Consider the following 22,140-nt stretch of genomic DNA (forward strand, 5'->3'; position numbering starts at 1 on the left):
GATACTTTTACAGTACCCATGTACGGATGGCATGGGCAACGCCAGATTCATCATTAGATTTAGTGATGTATTTGGCGATTTTTTTGATTTCTGGATTTCCATTTTCCATGACAACAGGGTTGCCAACGACTTCCAGCATGGCACGGTCATTTTCTTCGTCTCCGATAGCCATGGTTTCATCTTTGGTTAATCCTAGTTTTTCAGCTAAGTGAGTAATAGCTGAACCCTTGTCTACATTCTTTTTAAGGAGTTCGAGGTAGAAAGGAGCAGATTTGTTGATAGAGTAGTGCTCGTAAAATTCGGCTGGTATTTTTTCAATCGCAGCATCGAGAATTTCTGGTTCATCGATAAACATACATTTAACAATTTCTTTGCCAGCCATTTCTTCAGGGGTACGGTAGAAGATAGGCATGCTGACGAGGGTTGATTCGTGTACAGTGTATGTTCCGATATTGCGATTTGCAGTATAGATACCGTCCTTGGTAATGGCATGCATGTGGACACCGAGCTTGCGACTGAGGAATTCCATATCCAGATAATCCTCATAGGTCAAGGATTCGCTGATAATCTCATGGCCAGTAGCAGTTTCTTGGACAAGGGCACCATTGAAGGTCACCACATAGTCACCTTGGTCTCTCAACTGCAAGTCGTCTAGAAGTTTGGCAACACCTGCGATGGGGCGGCCAGTTGCAATCACGACTTTGACACCAGCTTCTTTGGCATCTTGGATGGCAGAAAAGACTTCAGGAGTGATTTCCTTTTGGCTGTTGACAAGGGTTCCGTCGATATCAACGGCAATTAGTTTAATACTCATAAATTTCCTCTTCTAGTTTTTATTTGGGGTAAAATGATCGTTCTCAATCAAGTATAAAAATTGCTGGGTAATGCTAGCAAAGATACTGTTTTGATCTAACATTTCTTTCGGAAAATAGAAACGATTATCTCCGTGACGACTACCAGCAAGGGATTGGACGATAGGAGACAGGCTAGAGAGTTCGGCCAGTTCTCCATTCTTTTGTAAAATCTCAATCTGTGTCCGTGGATTTTCAGATTCGGGACGATAGATATCATAAGGGAGGTCAAAGTTCTTATGAATGGCAGTATAGTAGTCGGGATCAAAGCCAATGTCCTCAACCAATTTTCTCATGCTAGCGAGTTGGTCTTGATCTTCTTGTGAAAAGGTAATGGATTTAAAGACCTTGCGGTTGACAAAGCGTTGCGATAAATCTGCGAGAATTTTGTCAGGACTGGTCATCCAGAGCTGGAAGTAGGTATTCATCACACCATCATCTAGAGCCAGATAGTCAGACAAGGTCACATTTTTTTCAAAGAAAGGCAGGAGGTGTGGGGAAGTTCGTGCAAAGAAGTCTTTGTCCTTAGGGTAGAGTTCCTTAGCGCGCTTGAGAAGATTCTGTAGGAGAACTTCCATAGCGCGTGTTGCTGGGTGGAAATAGACCTGCATATACATCTGGTAGCGACTGAGGACATAGTCTTCGATGGCGTGCATGCCATTGCGCTGAAAGGCGATACCATTTTCGATAGGACGAATGACTCGGAGGATTCGAGTCAGGTCAAATTCCCCATAGGATGCTCCTGTAAAATAGGAGTCACGCAAGAGATAGTCCATGCGATCTGCGTCAATCTGACTAGAAATGAGTTGTACGACCTGCTTGTTAGGATAGGTATGGTCTATGACACTGGCAACTTTCTCTGGAAAATCGGGCGCTACTTGTAGCAAGACTTGGTGAATCTCTGTCTCAGGACTTTGAATAATCTCCTGAGTAATAGCTTCATGGTCTGTATCAAAGAGATGTTCAAAAGTATGGGAGTAGGCGCCATGCCCAAGGTCATGTAGGAGAGCAGCGATCATGGTCAAGAGAGACTCGGCAGGATTCCATTCCTCAGGATATTTTTCTTCGAAAATCTCTGTGATGCGTCGTGCAATTTCATAGACTCCTAGACAGTGAGAGAAGCGACTGTGTTCTCCACCGTGGAAGGTATAACTGGAAGTTCCCAGTTGTTTGATCCGGCGCAAACGCTGAAATTCTTTTGTATTAATCAAGTCATAGATGATTTGATTAATGACATGGATGTAGTTGTGAACTGGGTCACGGAATACTTTTTCGTTCATATGACCATTATAGCAAAATCCTGCTCTTTTTGGTAAAATAGTAGGACAAGAGACAAGAAAGAGGGCCTGATGTGAAGATTCGGATGCGAAATACAATTCAGTTTGATGAGCAGTTGGAAGTGATTGACCAGCTTTATGATGTGGAAGTGCATGAAAAAGGAGATTATAGCTACCTGCTTTTCTATAATGAGGAAAAGGAAAAAGTAGTGATTAAATTTCATGGTCAAGAACTTGTGATGAGCCGATTTTCTAATCCCAAGACCATTATGCGCTTTCTAAAGAATAGCGATAGTTTAGCCTATATTCCTACACCTATGGGCATGCAGGAGTTTATCATCCAAACGAGCCATTATCAAGTTGATAGGCAAAAGATTGAACTAGATTATCAACTACAAAATCAAGAGGGACATCCTTTTGCCAGCTATCAATTGGAAATTACTTGGGGCTAGGCTCATGTCTTTTTCAAATTTAGCTATCTATCTTCTTGGATCGGTTTCCTAGTGTGGTAGATTAGGCTAATTTTTGGTATAATAAAAGTTATGGAAATCGAAAAAACCAATCGTATGAATGCGCTCTTTGAATTTTATGCGGCGCTTTTGACAGATAAGCAAATGAATTATATCGAGCTCTACTACGCTGATGATTACAGCCTTGCTGAAATTGCCGAGGAGTTCGGTGTCAGTCGTCAGGCTGTCTATGACAATATCAAGCGAACAGAAAAGATTCTGGAAGATTATGAGATGAAATTGCACATGTACTCGGACTATATTGTCCGCAGTCAGATTTTTGATCAGATTTTGGAGCGCTATCCCAAGGATAACTTTCTGCAGGAGCAGATAGAAATTTTAACAAGCATTGATAATAGAGAATAAGAGGAAGAAAAATGGCATTTGAAAGTTTAACAGAACGTTTGCAGAACGTCTTTAAAAATCTACGTAAAAAAGGAAAAATCTCTGAATCTGATGTCCAAGAGGCAACCAAAGAAATTCGCTTGGCCTTGCTCGAGGCCGACGTTGCCTTGCCTGTTGTAAAGGACTTTATCAAGAAAGTTCGTGAGCGTGCAGTCGGGCATGAGGTCATTGATACACTTAATCCTGCGCAACAGATTATTAAAATCGTTGATGAGGAACTGACAGCCGTTTTAGGTTCTGATACGGCAGAAATTATCAAGTCACCTAAGATTCCAACCATCATCATGATGGTTGGTTTACAAGGGGCTGGTAAAACAACCTTTGCTGGTAAATTGGCCAACAAACTCAAGAAAGAAGAAAATGCTCGTCCTTTGATGATTGCGGCGGATATTTATCGTCCAGCTGCCATTGACCAGCTTAAGACCTTGGGACAACAGATTGATGTGCCTGTCTTTGCACTTGGAACAGAAGTACCAGCTGTTGAGATTGTACGTCAAGGTTTGGAGCAAGCCCAAACTAATCATAACGACTATGTCTTGATTGATACTGCGGGTCGTTTGCAGATTGATGAGCTCCTCATGAATGAGCTTCGTGATGTGAAAGCATTGGCTCAACCAAATGAAATCTTGCTTGTCGTTGATGCTATGATTGGTCAGGAAGCAGCCAATGTTGCGCGTGAGTTTAATGCTCAGTTGGAAGTGACTGGGGTCATCCTTACCAAGATTGATGGCGATACTCGTGGTGGTGCTGCTCTGTCTGTTCGTCACATTACTGGAAAACCAATCAAGTTCACTGGTACAGGTGAAAAGATTACGGACATTGAAACCTTCCACCCAGACCGCATGTCTAGCCGTATCCTTGGTATGGGGGATATGCTCACTTTGATTGAGAAAGCTTCTCAGGAATACGATGAACAAAAAGCCCTTGAAATGGCTGAGAAGATGCGCGAAAACACCTTTGATTTTAATGATTTCATCGATCAATTAGATCAGGTGCAAAATATGGGGCCGATGGAAGACTTGCTCAAGATGATTCCAGGTATGGCCAACAATCCAGCCCTTCAAAACATGAAGGTGGATGAACGCCAGATTGCTCGTAAACGTGCCATTGTGTCTTCGATGACACCTGAAGAGCGTGAAAACCCAAATTTGTTAAATCCAAGCCGTCGCCGTCGTATTGCTGCTGGTTCTGGAAATACATTCGTCGAAGTCAATAAATTCATCAAGGACTTTAACCAGGCTAAACAGCTCATGCAGGGTGTTATGTCTGGGGATATGAATAAAATGATGAAGCAAATGGGGATTAATCCAAATAACCTTCCTAAAAATATGCCAAATATGGGAGGAATGGATATGTCTGCCCTTGAAGGAATGATGGGACAAGGCGGTATGCCTGACTTATCAGCTCTCGGAGGAGCAGGAATGCCAGATATGAGCCAGATGTTTGGTGGCGGTTTGAAAGGTAAAATTGGTGAATTTGCCATGAAACAGTCCATGAAACGTATGGCTAACAAAATGAAGAAAGCGAAGAAGAAACGCAAGTAAGACAAGAGATTGATGCAAATCTCATTTGATGAGAAAATAAAGTAAAAATTTCTATGATAAAACGTATAGTATCAAGGTTTTAGAATATCTGATATTATACGTTTTTTGATTTTAATAATTTTGTTAAGACACTTTTATTATGGTATGCGAAAAATCCACTCAGCTGTCTGAGTGGATTAGGTGTATTTAGACTCTTAGTCTTTATTTTCGTATGGCAAGATCAAGTTCAAGATGATTCCTGTCATGGCTGAAAGGGCAGTACCTGAAAGTGTAACTGGACCAAGTTTAAGGATAGCTCCTCCAAGTCCAAGAACCAACATAGCACTTGCGATGATGAGGTTTCGCATTTGAGCGAAATCAACACGTTCTTTAATCAAGACTTTCAAACCATTGCTGGCGATAACCCCATAGAGAAGGATTGACATACCACCAAGTACAGCGTTTGGAATAGTTGAAATCAAGGCAGTGAATTTACCAAGGAAGCTGAGGGCAATCGCGATGAAGGCAGCGTTACGGATAACTGAGACAGAAGCGATACGAGTCATACCGATAACCCCTGTATTTTCTCCGTAAGTTGTATTGGCTGGTCCACCAAGGAAGGCAGAAACAGAAGTTGCGATACCGTCACCAAGAAGAGTACGGTGAAGACCTGGTTCTTTTAAGAATTGACGACCACAGATTTGACCCAAAACAGTATGGTCTCCGATATGTTCAGAAATTGTTACGATAGCGATTGGCAAGATAGCGATGGCTTCTGGACCAAAGTAAAGATTGTACTCTTTAAAGGCACCACCTGTGCTAAATGGCAAGTAGAAACCAGGAATTTCGAACCAGTTGGCTTTAAGAACTGGTGTAAAGTCAACCAAGCCAAGAGTTAGTGCGAAAAGGTAACCACCGATAATGGCAAAGAGGAATGGAATGATTCGTAGGAAGCCTTTTCCTTTTGTATTGATAAAGGCAGCAATTAGGAAAGTAACAACGGCTACCAGAGCATTTTTCCAATTTCCGTCTGCTACAAGACCTGCATTGGTAACAGCTGAACCTGCAAGTCCAAGACCGATAACGATGATCATAGGACCGATAATGATTGGTGGCAAGAGTTTATCAATCCATTTTGTTCCTACAAATCGGATGCTGGTAGCAACAAGGACATAGACCAAACCAGTCAAGATAACCCCTGTTTGGGCAGCAGATACATCCCCCCCCATTTCTTTCATAGCCAGTGACATAGCTGTGATAAAGGCAAATGAAGAACCTAGATAAACTGGAACTTTAAAACCAGTAGCAATCATGTAGATGAGTGTTCCAACACCTGAAGCAAAAAGGGCAACAGATACAGGCATTCCCAAAATCAATGGTACCAAGATGGTCGCACCAAACATGGCGAAAACGTGTTGGAAACTAAGGAGAATTCCTTTTCCATCCGAAGGACGTTGGTCAACGTCTAGTAACAAATCAACAGTTGATTCTTGTTTCATATAAACCTCACTTTTGGGCATCAGAAAAGAGCCCATTATTTTACAGCAATAGGCCCTCAGAGTAAGACTTCTCTAAAATCTAGACTTTAAAGAGTTTCAAATATTTCTGCGTCTTCGTCACCTCACGGGATGACATTAAAAACCTTTGCTTAGGATAGTATAGCAGAAAAAAATGATTTTGTAAATCATTTTTTCCCGAGCCTAGAAATAAAAGAGCGAGGCTGATTTTGTAAATCATTTTTTCCCGAGCCTAAAAATAAGAGAGCGAGGTTGATTTTGTAAATATTTTTTTACTTAAAAATTTAAAGCGGGCGTTTATTTGGCATACCAGCCTTACGTGGATATTTATTTGGTGTTTCTTTTTTCTTTTCTACCACTGTGATGTAACGCGGATCTCTATTTGGTAGGGCGTAGCTGAGATTGTCTTCGACTTTACTAAAAAGGAGATTGAGGGCATTCTTAGCTTCTAACAACTCCTCAGGCGCATTGCTGGCCTTGAGTGCCAATAGTTTTCCACCAACCTTAAGGTAGGGAATAGTCAATTCAGATAGGACCTGCATACGGGCAACCGCACGAGCTGTTACAAAATCATATTGAGCACGGAAGTTCTTGTCTTGGGCAAAATCTTCGGCACGTCCGTGGTAGAAATGAACTCCGTTCAAATCCAGTTCTTGAGCCAAGAGTTGTAGGAAGTTGATGCGCTTATTGAGTGAATCAATAATGGTCACATCTAACTCCGGATAGAGAATTTTCATTGGTAGACTAGGAAATCCTGCCCCAGCCCCGATATCAAGAAGTTTGATAGTTTCATTGGGAATCAAACCTTGAAGAATGGGTGCAATCGAATCGTAAAAATGTTTGAGATAAACTTCTTCCTTGTCCGTAATCGCCGTCAAATTAATCTTCTCATTCCACTCGACCAAGAGCTCAAAATAACGTTCAAATTGTTCTTTTTGCTGGTCCGAAAGTGGAAGATTCTGCTCGGCAAGCAAGTTGTAAAATGTTTTTGGTTTCATAGTTATTTCCTTCTTTAGTATCATCTTATTTTACCACAATCATAGAAAATTTGATATACTGGTACTAATCTAAAAGCAGAAAGGACTTATATTATGACTTGGATTATTCTTGGAGTTTTAGCTCTTGTTGTTATTTTTGTGATTGTTAGCTATAACGGTTTGGTTAAAAATCGTATGCAAACCAAGGAGGCTTGGAGTCAGATTGATGTTCAGTTGAAACGTCGCAATGATCTCTTGCCAAACTTGATTGAGACTGTAAAAGGTTATGCCAAATATGAAGGTTCTACCCTTGAAAAGGTGGCAGAACTACGTAACCAAGTGGCGGCAGCGACTTCACCAGCAGAAGCTATGAAAGCCAGTGATGCCCTCACTCGTCAGGTTTCAGGTATTTTTGCAGTTGCAGAAAGCTATCCAGATTTGAAAGCTAGTGCTAACTTTGTTAAATTGCAAGAGGAGTTGACAAACACAGAAAATAAAATTTCTTACTCTCGTCAACTCTATAACAGTGTTGTCAGCAACTACAATGTAAAATTAGAAACTTTCCCGAGCAATATTATCGCTGGAATGTTTGGATTTAAAGCGGCAGATTTCCTTCAAACACCTGAAGAGGAAAAGTCGGTTCCTAAAGTTGATTTTAGCGGTTTAGGTGACTAAGATGTTGTTTGATCAAATTGCAAGCAATAAACGAAAAACCTGGATTTTGTTGCTGGTATTTTTCCTACTCTTAGCTCTTGTTGGTTATGCGGTTGGTTATCTCTTTATAAGATCTGGACTTGGTGGTTTGGTTATCGCACTGATTATCGGCTTTATCTACGCTTTGTCTATGATTTTTCAATCGACAGAGATTGTCATGTCCATGAATGGAGCGCGTGAGGTGGATGAGCAAACGGCACCAGACCTCTACCATGTACTGGAAGATATGGCTCTGGTCGCTCAGATTCCTATGCCCCGTATTTTCATTATTGATGATCCAGCCTTAAATGCCTTTGCGACAGGTTCTAATCCTCAAAATGCGGCTGTTGCTGCGACTTCAGGTCTACTAGCTATCATGAATCGTGAAGAACTAGAAGCTGTTATGGGACATGAAGTCAGTCATATTCGTAATTATGATATCCGTATTTCGACTATTGCAGTTGCCCTTGCTAGTGCTATCACCATGCTTTCTAGTATGGCAGGTCGTATGATGTGGTGGGGTGGAGCAGGTCGCAGACGAAGTGATGATGACCGAGATGGAAATGGTCTTGAAATCATTATGCTAGTGGTTTCCCTACTAGCTATTGTACTGGCACCTCTCGCTGCAACCTTGGTTCAGCTCGCTATTTCTCGTCAGAGGGAATTTCTGGCAGATGCATCTAGTGTCGAGCTGACTCGCAATCCCCAGGGAATGATTAATGCCCTAGATAAGTTGGACAATAGCAAACCTATGAGTCGCCACGTCGATGATGCTAGCAGTGCTCTTTATATCAATGATCCCAAGAAAGGTGGGGGGTTCCAAAAACTCTTTTATACCCACCCACCTATCTCAGAACGGATTGAACGTTTAAAACAGATGTAAAAGAATCCAGAGGTCGTCTCTGGATTTTTGCTATGTTGCAAATTTATACATCTTCTAAATTAACTAACTCCAAACCGTGTTCTGTCAAGCGGTAGATGCTTGAACAGACCTCTTTTAAGAAACGACGGTCATGCGAAACAGTGATGAGACCGCCTGGATAGGTTGCAAAGAGTTTTCTGATTTGGGGTTGAGAAGTGGGAGAAAAGTTTCGTGTGGGTTCATCCAGCAGGAGAAAGTTTGGTTTGCGCAGGACTAAATCCAAAAGCAGGAGTTTTCCCTGTTGTCCGCCAGATAAGGAGCGAATTTGATGCTGCATTTCTGGATAACTGAAATTGAGACTAGCTAGGTGAGATTGGATTTTCTGTAGTTCCTCTTTTTCCCCAGTTTTGCTGAGGTAGGCTATTGGTGATAAATCCAATTGCAGTTTTTTGTGGTAATCTTGTGGCATAAAACCAAGGGAAATCTCTCTTTTATCATTCAGAAATTGCTTTAATTTGGCTAACAGAGTTGATTTCCCAACACCATTTGGTCCGATAATACCGATTTTTTCTTGCCCACGGACAGTTAGTTGCAGTTCCTGAGCCAAAACACGGTCGTCAATGGACAAATTTTCTTTTTCCAGTTGGACTAAGACTTTAGAAGCTGGTAATGGTTGGATGTCTGAAAAGAAAAGTTGGATTTGTTCCTCTTCAAGTGGCTTTTGAGTCATGGACTGAGCTGCCTTTTCGTAGCGTTTTTCTTGTGAGAGGACAGTTTTCATCTTTTTAGCCAATAGGCGACCGGCAGTACTATCTTTGGTAGCTCGAAGCGCAGTTTCTACATTTTGCTTAACTCTCCGATGTTTTTCCATGGTTTTATCGTAGGCTCTTTGGTTGTTAGCAGCTTGCTGACTTTGTTTGGCAAAATTAGCCTTTCTCTGCTCACTATAGCTATCATAGTCTAAATGCTCTACTAGCGTTTCCGCTTCTTTACGGTGTTTGACCAGTCGCAAGTGAACAATAGTGTCTGCCGTTTCAGAAAGAAAGTCTTCATCATGGGAAATGAAAATAACGGTTTGCCTGGTCTTTTGAATCTGGCCTTTTAGCCAATCAACTGTCTCAAGGTCTAGGTCATTTGAAGGTTCATCTAAAAATAGAATCTCAAAGGGTTTGGCTAACTCATGGATAAGCTGAATTTTCAAAGCTTCTCCCCCTGATAGATTGCCAATCTCTTGGTCACTTGCGAAACGATTGCTATCAAAATGCAATTCCTCCGCCAAACGATAGAGGATACTGTAGTCTAAATCAATAGAATCTAAAAAGAAGTAGTCGTGTAAAGTTTTCTTTTTCAGCTCCTCGGGAAGTTTTTGAGGAATGTAGGCCAGTGACTGATAGTCAGATTGGATGTTTCCCTTGATAGTGAAATCAGACAAAGCTTCCCCCATTAAAGTTTTAAGTAAGGTTGATTTACCATTTCCTTCTTCGCCAATAATAGCTACCTTTTCCCCGTCTTGTATGGTCATGCTTAGGTCAGAGACAAGGTCTCGTAAATCTTTGTTTTGTGTGATGGTCAGGTGATTGATTTTTATCATACTATTGCCCTTTCTAGAATGTTCATAGTGCATAACAAAAAGCTCTACTTTACCTAGTAGAGCCCAAAGTCTATGTCAAAAAAACTCTATTAACATGCCAGAAAAAGGGCATAAAAGAGCACACAAAAAGAGACAAAAACAAGATCTACTAAATAAAGGTTCTTTATTTGATAGACTTAGTTGTTCATGTCTCCCTTACCTCCTAGTATTAGTATCTTTATACTATACTTTTAAGGAAATTTTGTCAACAGAAAACTGGAAATTCTATGCTCTAAAATCCAAAAACAGGTCTATAGAGACTTAGTACGTGTTTGACATGCTCGTAATGGATTTTATCATAGTTTCGCCAAGCAGTGCGTTCTTGATTGTTTAGTTTTAGGCTACCCAGTCCAATCATAGGACTGGTGGGTTGGTAAAATTTCTCAAGATCAATTAAGATACTGTTGTTCAACTTTTCCGTTTTTTGAGTTCTTGCATAGTAGTGTTTAGCAGCTCTTGTAGTCGAATATCATCTGCCGTACCCTGTTTACAGTTTTGGTAGCTTTTATTTAACTTGGATAGGAGTTGAATGAGTTTCTTGTCTTCCGTGTGAGCATCCTCCTTGATCTGATGTACTCTTTCCCTATAGTATAGCACTAAAAAATAAAACTGTCATAGTGAATATGTTAAAATTTCGAATTTTAATTACAAAGTTTGGTGTGCTGATTTGTAGCCTTTTCATGGTATAATCAAGAGAGTAAATCTTTATGGAGGAAGTATGAAATTAAATATTCAAGAAATTCGTAAGCAGTCTGAAGGTTTGAACTTTGAACAAACGTTAGATTTAGTTGATGACCTGCGTGCACGTAATCAAGAAATTTTAGATGTAAAAGATATCCTTGCAGTTGGGAAAGTACAATATGAAGACCGTATGTATTTCTTAGATTATCAACTATCTTATACCATTGTTCTTGCTTCGAGTCGCAGTATGGAGCCAGTTGAGTTAGTTGAATCTTATCCAGTCACGGAAGTTTTCATGGAAGGCGCAACTAACCAGCTAGATCAAGAAGTTTTAGATGATGACTTGGTCTTGCCCATCGAAAATGGGGAGCTTGACCTTGCTGAGAGTGTATCAGACAATATCCTGCTAAACATTCCTATCAAGGTCTTGACGGCTGAAGAAGAAGCTGGTCAAGGATTTGTCTCAGGAAATGACTGGCAAATCATGACAGAGGAAGAATACCAAGCTCAACAAGCAGTAAAGAAAGAAGAAAACAGTCCTTTTGCTGGCTTACAAGGACTATTTGACGGAGATGAATAATGGTCTTGTCAAAAAAACGAGCACGAAAGGTGCTAGAAGAAATCATTGCCCTCTTCCCAGATGCCAAGCCTAGTCTTGATTTTACCAATCATTTTGAACTCCTGGTTGCGGTCATGTTATCAGCCCAGACGACAGATGCAGCGGTAAATAAGGCCACACCAGGTCTCTTTGTTGCCTTTCCAACACCCCAAGCTATGTCTGTAGCGACAGAGAGTGAGATTGCTTCACATATTTCTCGCTTGGGATTGTATCGGAATAAAGCTAAATTCCTTAAAAAATGTGCCCAACAGTTACTAGACGATTTTGATGGTCAAGTCCCTCAGACACGTGAAGAATTGGAGAGTTTGGCAGGTGTTGGTCGCAAGACAGCCAATGTTGTCATGAGTGTAGGATTTGGGATTCCAGCCTTTGCAGTGGATACTCATGTGGAGCGTATTTGCAAACACCACGATATTGTCAAAAAATCAGCGACGCCACTTGAGGTGGAAAAGCGGGTCATGGATATCTTGCCGCCTGAGCAGTGGTTAGCTGCCCATCAGGCCATGATTTATTTTGGAAGAGCCATTTGCCATCCAAAAAATCCAGAGTGTGACCAGTACCCACAATTATATGATTTTAGCAATTTGTAAGATGCTACATTGAAACTTTTTGCTTGATTTTAAGCATGCTTTGTGCTATAGTAAATGATAACTAAATATTCCTTTAAACCTGTCCCGTGAGGCAGGCAAGGAGCGCGATAAAGTAGAAGGGTGAAGTCTATACTGTGTGCAGTAGGGCTCGCTTGGCTATAAATTTCAAGTCTCCTTGTTTAAGGAGACTTTTCTTTTTGGAGGTTTGTCATGAAAACAAAAGAAGTTGTAGACGAATTGACCGTCAAACGAGCGATTACGCGTATTACTTATGAGATTATCGAACGCAACAAAGATTTGAATAAGATTGTCTTGGCTGGTATTAAAACTCGTGGTGTCTTTATTGCCCACCGAATCCAAGAACGTTTGAAGCAGTTAGAAAATCTTTCAGTTCCTGTTGTGGAATTGGATACTAAACCTTTCCGTGATGATGTTAAAAGTGGAGAAGATACTTCTTTGGTTTCTGTCGATGTGACAGACCGCGAAGTTATCTTGGTGGATGATGTGCTCTATACAGGTCGTACCATCCGTGCTGCTATTGATAATATTGTCGGTCATGGTCGTCCTGCGCGTGTGAGTTTAGCAGTTCTAGTCGATCGTGGACATAGAGAATTGCCAATCCGTCCAGATTACGTTGGAAAAAATATCCCAACCAGTCGTTCTGAAGAAATCATCGTAGAGATGACAGAACTTGATGACCAAGACAGAGTTCTGATTACTGAAGAAGCTTAGAAAGTTAAAGGAGTAGCCATGTCAGAAAATCAACAAGCATTGAACCATGTGGTGTCCATGGAAGACCTCACTGTCGATCAAGTAATGAAATTGATCAAGCGAGGAATTGAGTTTAAAAATGGAGCCCAGCTTCCCTATGAAGACCATCCGATTGTTTCCAATCTCTTCTTTGAGGATTCTACACGGACACATAAGTCCTTTGAAGTCGCAGAGATTAAACTTGGATTGGAACGACTTGACTTTGATGTGAAGACTAGTTCGGTTAATAAGGGTGAGACACTTTATGACACCATTTTGACTCTGTCTGCTTTAGGAGTGGATGTCTGTGTGATTCGCCATCCAGAGGTCGACTACTATAGAGAATTGATTGCTAGTCCAACGATTACGACTTCCATCATCAATGGTGGAGATGGTTCGGGCCAACACCCTAGCCAGAGCTTGCTTGATTTGATGACCATTTATGAGGAATTTGGCCACTTTGAGGGTCTTAAAGTTGCTATTGCAGGTGACTTGGACCACTCACGCGTTGCCAAATCCAATATGCAGATTTTGAAACGCTTGGGATCTGAACTCTTTTTCGCTGGACCTGAGGAATGGAGAAGTCAAGAGTTTGCAGACTATGGACAGTTTGTAACCATTGATGAAATCATTGATCAGGTTGATGTCATGATGTTTCTCCGTGTGCAACACGAACGCCATGATAGTGGAGCTGTATTTTCAAAAGAAGACTACCATGCCCAACATGGCTTGACTCAAGAACGTTACGATCGTTTGAAAGAAACAGCAATCCTCATGCACCCAGCTCCAATCAATCGTGATGTAGAAATAGCAGACCACTTGGTTGAAGCACCAAAATCACGGATTGTCCAACAAATGACCAATGGTGTCTTTGTTCGAATGGCAATCTTAGAATCCGTACTAGCGAGTAGAAACGCCAACTAAAACACAAGACGTTAAAAGACGCCAGTGAGCGTCCACGAGAGGTGAAAATATGACAAAAAGAATTCTAGTATTAGAAGATGGCACAGTTTTTGAAGGCAAGGCCTTCGGAGCAGATATTGATGTAACAGGCGAAATCGTCTTTAATACAGGGATGACCGGCTACCAAGAATCCATTACAGACCAGTCTTATAATGGACAAATCTTGACCTTTACTTATCCTTTGGTCGGAAACTATGGAATTAACCGTGATGATTACGAATCTATTATTCCAACTTGTAAGGGAGTTGTTGTTTTCGAAGAAGCGCGTAGAGCAAGCAACTGGCGCAACCAAATGACCTTGGATGAATTTTTGAAAGCCAAGAAAATTCCTGGTATTTCAGGGATTGATACGCGTGCACTTACCAAGATTATTCGTAAGCATGGTACTATGCGAGCAACCTTGACTCATGTTGGAGATAGTATGGACCATGTGACTGACCAGCTCCAAGCAACAGTATTGCCGACAGATAATATTAAGCAGGTTTCTACTAAAACTTCCTATCCAGCTCCAGGAGTTGGTTTGAGCGTGGTGTTAGTAGACTTTGGTCTCAAGCACTCAATCCTACGTGAACTTTCTAAGCGCAACTGTAATGTGACGGTTGTTCCTTATTCGACAACGGCTGAAGAAATTCTCCATCTCAATCCTGACGGAGTGATGTTGTCAAACGGTCCAGGTAACCCAGAAGATGTTCCACAGGCACTGGATATGATTCGCGGTGTACAAGGAAAAATTCCAATCTTTGGTATCTGTATGGGACATCAACTCTTTGCTATGGCAAACGGGGCTAAGACCTATAAGATGAAGTTTGGCCACCGTGGATTCAACCATGCGGTACGTGAAATCGCAACAGGACGAGTAGACTTCACCAGCCAGAACCATGGTTATGCAGTCAGCCGCGAGGATTTGCCAGAGCACTTGATTATTACCCACGAAGAAATCAATGACAAGTCAGTGGAAGGTGTGCGCCACAGATACCAACCTGCTTTCTCTGTTCAATACCACCCAGATGCAGCTCCTGGGCCACACGACGCTAGCTACCTATTTGACGAGTTTATCGAGATGATGGAAGTTTTTAAACAATCAAACTAAGAACGAGTAAAAGCTCGTCGGAGAATTTATGTAACTGAACACGGACGGAAAGCTCAGAATTTAGAGAAACCAACTTGGATTGTCAATCCTTCCTTGATTTCTTAAAATTCAATCGCTTTCTATTCGTCCTTTGTATCTTATTTAATGTCGCCCTGAGAGGCGACGAATAGAAAGGAGAAGGGTGCTCCGTATTTGCTGAACTGAATACGGGCTACGGACGGTGCTAAAAAGATAGTTATTCCTAGAACTGACAGTTCTTCGTCATAACTCCTATTTTAGCTTTGTCCGCTTGACGCCCTTAATATCTTATATATGCCTAAACGTACTGATATTCAAAAAATTATGGTGATTGGTTCTGGTCCGATTATTATTGGTCAGGCTGCTGAGTTTGACTATGCTGGGACCCAGGCTTGCTTGTCGTTGAAAGAGGAAGGTTATGAGGTTGTTTTGGTTAACTCAAATCCTGCAACCATCATGACGGACAAGGAAATTGCTGACAAGGTTTACATTGAACCGATTACACTTGAGTTTGTGACACGTATTCTTCGTAAGGAACGTCCAGATGCCTTGCTACCAACACTCGGTGGTCAGACAGGTCTCAACATGGCCATGGAATTGTCTAAAAATGGTATCTTAGATGAGCTTAGCGTTGAACTTCTGGGTACTAAATTGTCTGCCATTGACCAAGCGGAGGACCGTGACCTCTTTAAACAATTGATGGAAGAGCTTGAGCAACCCATTCCAGAATCTGAAATTGTTAACACAGTAGAAGAAGCAGTTGCCTTTGCAGCGACAATTGGCTACCCAGTCATCGTTCGTCCAGCCTTTACCCTTGGTGGTACTGGTGGTGGTATGTGTGCCAACGAGAAAGAATTGCGTGAAATCACTGAAAATGGTTTGAAATTGTCACCTGTTACCCAATGTTTGATTGAGCGTTCGATTGCTGGTTTCAAGGAAATTGAATACGAAGTGATGCGTGACTCAGCTGACAATGCCTTGGTTGTTTGTAACATGGAAAACTTTGACCCAGTTGGGATTCACACGGGGGATTCCATTGTATTTGCCCCTGCGCAAACCATGTCAGACTATGAAAACCAAATGCTTCGTGATGCGAGCTTGAGCATTATTCGTGCCCTCAAGATTGAAGGTGGATGTAATGTTCAGCTAGCTCTTGATCCTAACAGCTTCAAGTATTATGTTATCGAAGTAAACCCTCGTGTATCACGTTCGTCAGCCCTTGCTTCTAAAGCGACAGGATATCCGATTGCTAAGTTGGCTGCCAAGATTGCAGTAGGTTTGACCTTGGATGAGGTTATAAACCCAGTTACAGGTTCAACCTATGCCATGTTTGAACCAGCCCTTGACTACGTAGTTGCTAAGATTCCACGTTTCCCATTTGACAAGTTTGAAAAGGGTGAACGCCGTCTCGGTACACAAATGAAGGCGACTGGAGAAGTCATGGCAATCGGTCGTAACATCGAGGAATCTCTTCTCAAGGCCTGCCGCTCCCTTGAAATTGGGGTGCACCACAATGAAATACCTGAACTTGCAGCAGTTTCTGATGATGCCTTGATTGAAAAGGTTGTCAAAGCCCAAGATGACCGTCTCTTCTACGTATCAGAAGCAATTCGTCGTGGCTACACACCTGAAGAAATTGCAGAGCTTACAAAAATTGATATCTTCTATCTTGATAAACTCTTGCATATCTTTGAAATTGAGCAAGAATTGGGTGCTCATCCACAAGATCTAGAAGTTTTGAAAACAGCCAAACTTAATGGTTTTTCAGACCGTAAGATTGCTGAACTCTGGGGAACGACTGATGATAAAGTTCGCCAACTTCGCTTGGAAAACAAGATTGTTCCAGTTTATAAGATGGTAGACACTTGTGCGGCAGAGTTCGACTCCGAAACGCCATATTTCTATTCAACCTATGGTTGGGAAAATGAATCTATCAGATCTGATAAAGAATCTGTACTTGTCCTAGGTTCAGGTCCAATCCGTATCGGTCAAGGGGTTGAGTTTGACTACGCAACCGTTCACTCTGTTAAGGCTATCCAGGCAGCTGGTTATGAAGCTATCATCATGAACTCAAACCCAGAGACCGTTTCAACAGACTTCTCTGTATCAGATAAGCTTTACTTTGAGCCATTGACATTCGAAGATGTTATGAACGTCATTGACTTGGAACAACCAAAGGGAGTTATCGTTCAGTTCGGTGGTCAAACAGCCATCAACCTTGCGGAGCCATTGGCAAAAGCAGGTGTGACCATCCTTGGTACACAGGTTGCTGACCTAGACCGTGCCGAAGACCGTGACCTCTTCGAGCAAGCTCTCAAAGAATTGGATATTCCACAGCCACCAGGACAAACGGCTACCAATGAAGAAGAAGCAGTTCTTGCAGCTCGTAAGATTGGCTTCCCAGTTCTTGTCCGCCCATCTTATGTACTTGGTGGACGTGCCATGGAAATCGTTGAAAACGAAGAAGACCTTCGTTCTTACATGCGAACTGCTGTTAAGGCTAGTCCAGACCATCCAGTTCTTGTCGACTCTTATATCGTTGGGCAAGAGTGCGAAGTTGATGCCATTTCAGATGGTAAAAATGTACTCATTCCTGGTATCATGGAGCATATCGAACGTGCTGGTGTCCACTCAGGTGACTCAATGGCTGTTTACCCACCACAAACCTTGTCGCAAAAGGTTCAGGAGACCATCGCAGACTACACCAAACGCTTAGCAATCGGTCTTCACTGCCTTGGAATGATGAACATCCAGTTTGTTATCAAGGATGAAAAAGTCTACGTTATTGAGGTCAATCCACGTGCCAGCCGTACCGTTCCATTCCTATCTAAGGTAACCAATATTCCTATGGCTCAAGTAGCGACCAAGCTCATTCTTGGTCAAAGTTTATCAGAACTTGGCTACCAAAATGGACTTTACCCTGAAAGCACCCGTGTTCATATCAAGGCACCTGTCTTCTCCTTTACCAAACTAGCTAAGGTAGACAGCTTGCTCGGTCCTGAAATGAAGTCAACAGGTGAAGTTATGGGTTCTGATGCTACTTTGGAAAAAGCTCTCTATAAAGCCTTTGAAGCTTCTTATCTACACTTGCCAACTTTTGGTAATGTCGTCTTTACCATCGCTGATGATGCCAAAGAAGAAGCCTTGAACTTGGCTCGTCGTTTCCAAAACATTGGTTATGGAATCCTTGCGACAGAAGGGACAGCAGCCTTCTTTGCTAGTCATGGCTTGCAAGCCCAACCTGTTGGTAAGATTGGTGATGACGATAAGGATATCCCAAGTTTTGTACGCAAAGGAAGAATTCAAGCTATCATTAACACAGTAGGAACAAAACGAACTGCTGACGAAGATGGTGAGCAAATTCGTCGTTCAGCCATTGAACACGGGGTGCCCCTCTTCACAGCGCTAGATACAGCTAATGCCATGCTTAAGGTACTTGAAAGTCGTAGCTTTGTTACAGAAGCGATTTAAATAGAAAAATAAGATATAGCAGACTGAATTTAGAACAGTACACAGGGATACTAAAATATTTCTAGAAATTAATTTGAATTTTCTAATTGATTCGTTCGCATCTTATTTCAATCTACTATAGAAAAAAGTCTTTAAAATTATAAAACGCATCATATCAAGGTTTTTCAAAAACCTTGATATGATGCGTTTTATTGTGGGAATATGTATTTCATTTTCTACTAAAATTATGTTTTTGAATAACCTCTATCTTAGTAGTTTGTATAATACCCCTCAATCAGTTTTTGCGATAAGCTTTAATGCTATGACTATACCACTCTTGCATTTCTTTTGATGGTGGTGTCATATAATCGCCATACATCTGGGTTAAAAATTGGTCATATTTTTTGGGAACAGGCAACATACGGCCCTCAAACTCAGTTAAAATCAGTTCTTTAAAGGTATCAACTGGGAAGATTTCTTTCATCCCTTCCTTACCGATCCCAACTCCTCCTTCATATTGAGGAGTGTTGGTTACAGCATTTTTGACTAGTTGATCAATTTTCTTGTAAAAGTAGCGAGGATTGACAAATCGGAGAGCGTACCAGCTACATAATCTAAGAAAATCTTTTAGTTTGCTATCACCGTGAACTGCTCGTGATTTTTTGATATAAGCTAGTTGACGAAGGGCCACATACTTATAGCTCTTGTCGACAATGCTCAAGTCTGTAAATCGATCAATTGGGAAGACATCGATGAAAAGGCTGGTATCATGACGCTTGTACTTAACATGGTCTTCTATAACAGTAGAAGTGTCCAAAATCGATGCGAAATTATGGAAGTACCAAGAAGATGTATCGTAGGAAAGAACCTTGTAGCGAGGGTGATTTTCTTCTTCAATAATCTTCAGTAAACGCTCATAATCCTCACGATAAAGGGAAATATCAATATCATCACCCAAGGAATCATACCTTTGTGGCGGATGGCTCCAAGCATGGTTCCATAACTGAGAAAATAAGGAATATCATGTTTCTTACAAGTCTCATCAATATAGTCCAGCAGGGCTAGTTGAATTTCTTTAATTTCTTTTTTTTCTAAATATTGCATCCTAATCCTCCAATTTATAAGCGTGAAATTCATGACTGTAGAAGCGTTTTTCTTCTGGTGGTAGGGTCATATAATCTCCATAAAATTGTGTCAAAATAGTATCAAATTTTTCAGGTGCAGGAAGGCTTAAATTCTCAAAGGGTAAATCGATTGTTTTATCAAAGGTACCACTTGGGAAGACTTCCTTTTCCTTAAATTTTGAAGGGATAAAAGCCATATACTGCCCATTTTCACGACTATATTTTTGAATTTCTTTCTCGATTTTATTTGCAAAATAACGAGGAGAAACCGGTCGAAGGAGCAACCAAAAGGCTGTTCGTATCCAATCTTTTAAAAGGCTATCCTTATAGACAATATTTTTATGTTTACTGAAAGACAGCAGTTTGAAGCTTTCCAGTTTATAACAAGTATCAATGACCTTAGGATCATCAAAGCGATCTATAGGGAAAATATCGATAAAGATACCAGACTCATAGGTTTTTGTATTTCGAGTATCAATAATTTTAGTCGTACTGTCGGTTATCTTGATAAAGTTGTTAAAGTAGTTTTTATCAGTTTCTAAGGATATGAGCTTATACTTGCTTTTTTCCTTTTGAAAAATGTTAATAAATCGTTGGTAGTCTTCTCTAGGCATGGATAAATCAATATCGTCGTCCCAAGGGATAAAGCCCTCATGTCGAACCGCCCCAATCAGAGTACCGTAGTTAATAATATAGTTGATATTGTGCTTTTTACAGAGAGTATCAATATAATCCAAAATTTCTAATTCAATTTGTTTGGCATTTTCAACGGTTAGTTGTTTCATTTTAAACTCCTATGATTTTTTGAATTTATTTTTTAAGGCTAGGACATGGTTTAAAAATTCATAGAAAATGCTATCTTTTGTGAAGACAAGTAGACTAATATAAGAGATAGCTGATAACAAGACAATCAAACCAGTATTAATCAAAAATGGCAAATTAATGACCATATCCACAGGATACACGAAATTAATCAGGAAATAAATTGCTACAAAGGAAAGTGAAAAGAGAGAGTATCGAACAGTATAGCTAAAGATATGTCCCAAGTGGATGAGTTGTTTTCTATGGATGAAAATGATATAGAAAACAAGTAGAGAAGCCTCTGATAACATAGTTGTCAGTAAGTAGTATTCGGGAGCCACGATATGGTTGAAAAAGAGGAGACTATTCAAGCCCAAATTGAGTAGCCCAGCAAAGACTGTATAGACTGTGATACGTTTTTCATAGCCATTGGTAAAGAGAATTTGGGAACCAAGAATGGTATCTAAAGCCAGGATAATCGTACGAAAAGCGAAGAGAGAGGTCAAGATGCCGCCTCCGATATATTTTTCACTACCGTAAAGTAGGATGGCATTTGGTCCTAAAACCATGAGTCCAAAACTCAGTGGAATGATAAAGAAGTTAAAGATTCGACTACCTCTATTAACCAGAGAAACATAGGCTTCTTTGTCTCCTTTCCCCAGATAGTAACTGAGACGAGGCACACTCACTCCAATTGCACCTGTTACAACCCCAGCTATAACGGTCACGATTCGCTGAGCTATGGTATAGTAACTAACGTTGACATCAATCCCTGTTTTAACGAGGAAGAGGCGATCTAAAAAAGTGAAGAGCATATTGGCATTGGCAAAGACTAACATGGCTGTCAGAGGGAGAAAGAGTGGTTTAAAATCACTTAGGTGAATCTTAACAAGTTTGATGTCTCTTTTAATCCAAAAATAACTAATCAGGTAGTTAATCAGCGTCGATAAACTCATCACAAGTGTATAGACAACAATATCGTGTTCATTTTTAACAAATAAGAAAATAGAGACCAGCATCAGGATACGGATGAAGGCAGTTTTGTAAAAGAGAAAACTGTAATTTTCCAGAGCTTCATTGACCCATTCGATTGAAAAAATCTGGGCAATGAGTTGAATCCCCATAACAAGGTAGACCTTTTTGATGATTGGATTATCAGTAAAGAAGAGAGGATAGGCTAGGATATAGACAGCAGTGGTCAAAATCGTACAAGCGATGCACAAATAAAAAAGACTAGAAAAGGTTCTGTTAAGATCTTTTTTGTTATCCTTGACATTACTGATAGCCCTTAAACCGTAGTTATAGACACCATAAGTTGCAAAGGGCAAGAAAAATGACAAAATAGTGTCGACTGAGTTGAAGTAACCATAGTCAGTTCGGTCCAAGACACGCGCGACATAGGTTCCAGTTAGGATGGGAAAAATAATATTCAAGACACGAATTCCCATGTAAGATAGAGCATTTAATTTTATACTTTTCATTCAATTTACCTCGTTTTTCATTATATCATAAAGTTAGCTAATAAGAAATGAAGGGCAGTAAGTCAAGTAATCACTTTGAAGTTTCAAATCTTAAGTTTTAAGTTTTCTTTAAGGAAAGTATATTATTCTGAAGGACTCTAAAATTTCGCAGCCATTTATTAGTAATTGCTACAGAATTCCTAGTCATTACTAGAAATGGACTAGTTTCTTTGAATAATAGAACTGCATAATTCTCCTATTCTAGAAGGGGAGGACCAGTATTTCTTTTATGATAGGACTAGATTGTGGTATAATAGAGAGAATAAGTTTTTTTAGTAAGACAAAGGAGA

General features: G+C 40.7%; 18 protein-coding genes and 2 pseudogenes. 11 read left to right on the top strand and 9 right to left on the bottom strand.

What is annotated here, in order from left to right:
* Positions 1–7 precede the first annotated feature (7 nt).
* On the bottom strand, positions 8–814 hold the full coding sequence (yidA, locus tag AT689_RS07485) for a sugar-phosphatase (RefSeq protein ID WP_000023524.1): 807 nt from the start codon (positions 812–814) through the stop codon (positions 8–10).
* 12 nt (positions 815–826) lie between these two features.
* Positions 827–2,131, bottom strand: coding sequence for an HD domain-containing protein (locus AT689_RS07490; protein WP_001003469.1), 1,305 nt, complete (start codon positions 2,129–2,131; stop codon positions 827–829).
* 71 nt (positions 2,132–2,202) lie between these two features.
* Between AT689_RS07490 and AT689_RS07495 the strand changes: the two genes are divergently transcribed.
* From AT689_RS07495 to ffh, 3 genes are all read left to right on the top strand, one after another.
* Positions 2,203–2,580 carry a DUF1934 domain-containing protein gene (locus AT689_RS07495; RefSeq protein WP_001814693.1) on the top strand — a complete coding sequence of 126 codons (378 nt, stop codon included), beginning with the start codon at positions 2,203–2,205 and terminating at the stop codon, positions 2,578–2,580.
* Positions 2,581–2,670: 90 nt separating this feature from the next.
* Positions 2,671–3,003 (top strand): putative DNA-binding protein, encoded by a 333-nt coding sequence (locus tag AT689_RS07500; protein ID WP_000402071.1) that lies wholly within the window; start codon positions 2,671–2,673, stop codon positions 3,001–3,003.
* Positions 3,004–3,014: 11 nt separating this feature from the next.
* Positions 3,015–4,586 carry a signal recognition particle protein gene (ffh, locus tag AT689_RS07505; RefSeq protein ID WP_000863631.1) on the top strand — a complete coding sequence of 524 codons (1,572 nt, stop codon included), beginning with the start codon at positions 3,015–3,017 and terminating at the stop codon, positions 4,584–4,586.
* Positions 4,587–4,780: 194 nt separating this feature from the next.
* Here the strand turns inward: ffh and AT689_RS07510 are convergent, their stop codons facing one another.
* The gene (locus AT689_RS07510; protein ID WP_000808288.1) at positions 4,781–6,064 is read right to left on the bottom strand and encodes a uracil-xanthine permease family protein; all 1,284 of its coding nucleotides are present in this window, start codon (positions 6,062–6,064) and stop codon (positions 4,781–4,783) included.
* Between the two features lie 302 nt (positions 6,065–6,366).
* Entirely contained in the window at positions 6,367–7,080 is a 714-nt protein-coding gene (gene rsmG, locus AT689_RS07515; RefSeq protein ID WP_000802934.1) for a 16S rRNA (guanine(527)-N(7))-methyltransferase RsmG, read from the bottom strand.
* A 93-nt stretch (positions 7,081–7,173) separates the two neighbouring features.
* Here rsmG and AT689_RS07520 point away from each other — a divergent pair, with 93 nt between their 5' ends.
* A complete protein-coding gene (locus AT689_RS07520; protein ID WP_000219847.1) occupies positions 7,174–7,734 on the top strand; it encodes a LemA family protein in 561 nt (186 codons plus the stop codon).
* A 1-nt stretch (position 7,735) separates the two neighbouring features.
* Positions 7,736–8,635: a zinc metalloprotease HtpX gene (htpX, locus tag AT689_RS07525; RefSeq protein WP_000895723.1), complete on the top strand. Its 900-nt coding sequence runs from the start codon at positions 7,736–7,738 to the stop codon at positions 8,633–8,635.
* Between the two features lie 43 nt (positions 8,636–8,678).
* Here the strand turns inward: htpX and AT689_RS07530 are convergent, their stop codons facing one another.
* Both AT689_RS07530 and AT689_RS13705 read right to left on the bottom strand, forming a co-directional pair.
* Positions 8,679–10,238 carry an ATP-binding cassette domain-containing protein gene (locus AT689_RS07530; RefSeq protein WP_029710210.1) on the bottom strand — a complete coding sequence of 520 codons (1,560 nt, stop codon included), beginning with the start codon at positions 10,236–10,238 and terminating at the stop codon, positions 8,679–8,681.
* A gap of 238 nt (positions 10,239–10,476) precedes the next feature.
* A pseudogene (locus tag AT689_RS13705) lies at positions 10,477–10,841 on the bottom strand (helicase BlpT).
* 121 nt (positions 10,842–10,962) lie between these two features.
* On the opposite strand from AT689_RS13705, the gene AT689_RS07535 reads away from it, so the two are divergent.
* The 6 genes from AT689_RS07535 to carB all read left to right on the top strand — a co-directional run bounded on the left by AT689_RS07535 (position 10,963) and on the right by carB (position 18,426).
* Positions 10,963–11,505: a YceD family protein gene (locus tag AT689_RS07535; protein WP_000773235.1), complete on the top strand. Its 543-nt coding sequence runs from the start codon at positions 10,963–10,965 to the stop codon at positions 11,503–11,505.
* Entirely contained in the window at positions 11,505–12,134 is a 630-nt protein-coding gene (gene nth, locus AT689_RS07540) for an endonuclease III (protein WP_000244451.1), read from the top strand. The genes AT689_RS07535 and nth overlap by 1 nt, the downstream gene beginning before the upstream one ends.
* Positions 12,135–12,344: 210 nt before the next feature.
* On the top strand, positions 12,345–12,866 hold the full coding sequence (gene pyrR / locus AT689_RS07545; RefSeq protein WP_000850024.1) for a bifunctional pyr operon transcriptional regulator/uracil phosphoribosyltransferase PyrR: 522 nt from the start codon (positions 12,345–12,347) through the stop codon (positions 12,864–12,866).
* Positions 12,867–12,884: 18 nt separating this feature from the next.
* Complete coding sequence (locus AT689_RS07550) at positions 12,885–13,808, top strand: aspartate carbamoyltransferase catalytic subunit (RefSeq protein WP_001293845.1); 924 nt, start codon at positions 12,885–12,887, stop codon at positions 13,806–13,808.
* A gap of 49 nt (positions 13,809–13,857) precedes the next feature.
* Positions 13,858–14,937, top strand: a complete 1,080-nt coding sequence (locus tag AT689_RS07555; RefSeq protein WP_000166701.1) for a carbamoyl phosphate synthase small subunit — start codon at positions 13,858–13,860, stop codon at positions 14,935–14,937.
* Between the two features lie 312 nt (positions 14,938–15,249).
* On the top strand, positions 15,250–18,426 hold the full coding sequence (carB, locus tag AT689_RS07560) for a carbamoyl-phosphate synthase large subunit (RefSeq protein WP_001844622.1): 3,177 nt from the start codon (positions 15,250–15,252) through the stop codon (positions 18,424–18,426).
* A 274-nt stretch (positions 18,427–18,700) separates the two neighbouring features.
* Here carB and AT689_RS07565 read toward each other — a convergent pair.
* The 3 genes and pseudogenes from AT689_RS07565 to tacF all read right to left on the bottom strand — a co-directional run bounded on the left by AT689_RS07565 (position 18,701) and on the right by tacF (position 21,811).
* A pseudogene (locus AT689_RS07565) lies at positions 18,701–19,509 on the bottom strand (LicD family protein).
* Position 19,510: 1 nt separating this feature from the next.
* Positions 19,511–20,314 carry a LicD family protein gene (locus AT689_RS07570; RefSeq protein WP_000812003.1) on the bottom strand — a complete coding sequence of 268 codons (804 nt, stop codon included), beginning with the start codon at positions 20,312–20,314 and terminating at the stop codon, positions 19,511–19,513.
* A gap of 9 nt (positions 20,315–20,323) precedes the next feature.
* A complete protein-coding gene (gene tacF / locus AT689_RS07575) occupies positions 20,324–21,811 on the bottom strand; it encodes a type IV teichoic acid flippase TacF (protein ID WP_000835904.1) in 1,488 nt (495 codons plus the stop codon).
* Positions 21,812–22,140: the final 329 nt, after the last annotated feature.

This window comes from Streptococcus pneumoniae (assembly GCF_001457635.1).
GTDB classification, from domain to species: Bacteria; Bacillota; Bacilli; order Lactobacillales; family Streptococcaceae; genus Streptococcus; species Streptococcus pneumoniae.

Bases quoted from the DNA above. Each gene is read 5' to 3' on its own strand.
- yidA (WP_000023524.1), bottom strand. From the start codon at position 814: ATGAGTATTAAACTAATTGCCGTTGATATCGACGGAACCCTTGTCAAC.
- AT689_RS07490 (WP_001003469.1), bottom strand. From the start codon at position 2,131: ATGAACGAAAAAGTATTCCGTGACCCAGTTCACAACTACATCCATGTC.
- AT689_RS07500 (WP_000402071.1), top strand. From the start codon at position 2,671: ATGGAAATCGAAAAAACCAATCGTATGAATGCGCTCTTTGAATTTTAT.
- ffh (WP_000863631.1), top strand. From the start codon at position 3,015: ATGGCATTTGAAAGTTTAACAGAACGTTTGCAGAACGTCTTTAAAAAT.
- AT689_RS07510 (WP_000808288.1), bottom strand. From the start codon at position 6,064: ATGAAACAAGAATCAACTGTTGATTTGTTACTAGACGTTGACCAACGT.
- rsmG (WP_000802934.1), bottom strand. From the start codon at position 7,080: ATGAAACCAAAAACATTTTACAACTTGCTTGCCGAGCAGAATCTTCCA.
- AT689_RS07520 (WP_000219847.1), top strand. From the start codon at position 7,174: ATGACTTGGATTATTCTTGGAGTTTTAGCTCTTGTTGTTATTTTTGTG.
- htpX (WP_000895723.1), top strand. From the start codon at position 7,736: ATGTTGTTTGATCAAATTGCAAGCAATAAACGAAAAACCTGGATTTTG.
- AT689_RS07530 (WP_029710210.1), bottom strand. From the start codon at position 10,238: ATGCACTATGAACATTCTAGAAAGGGCAATAGTATGATAAAAATCAAT.
- AT689_RS07535 (WP_000773235.1), top strand. From the start codon at position 10,963: ATGAAATTAAATATTCAAGAAATTCGTAAGCAGTCTGAAGGTTTGAAC.
- nth (WP_000244451.1), top strand. From the start codon at position 11,505: ATGGTCTTGTCAAAAAAACGAGCACGAAAGGTGCTAGAAGAAATCATT.
- pyrR (WP_000850024.1), top strand. From the start codon at position 12,345: ATGAAAACAAAAGAAGTTGTAGACGAATTGACCGTCAAACGAGCGATT.
- AT689_RS07550 (WP_001293845.1), top strand. From the start codon at position 12,885: ATGTCAGAAAATCAACAAGCATTGAACCATGTGGTGTCCATGGAAGAC.
- AT689_RS07555 (WP_000166701.1), top strand. From the start codon at position 13,858: ATGACAAAAAGAATTCTAGTATTAGAAGATGGCACAGTTTTTGAAGGC.
- carB (WP_001844622.1), top strand. From the start codon at position 15,250: ATGCCTAAACGTACTGATATTCAAAAAATTATGGTGATTGGTTCTGGT.
- AT689_RS07570 (WP_000812003.1), bottom strand. From the start codon at position 20,314: ATGAAACAACTAACCGTTGAAAATGCCAAACAAATTGAATTAGAAATT.
- tacF (WP_000835904.1), bottom strand. From the start codon at position 21,811: ATGAAAAGTATAAAATTAAATGCTCTATCTTACATGGGAATTCGTGTC.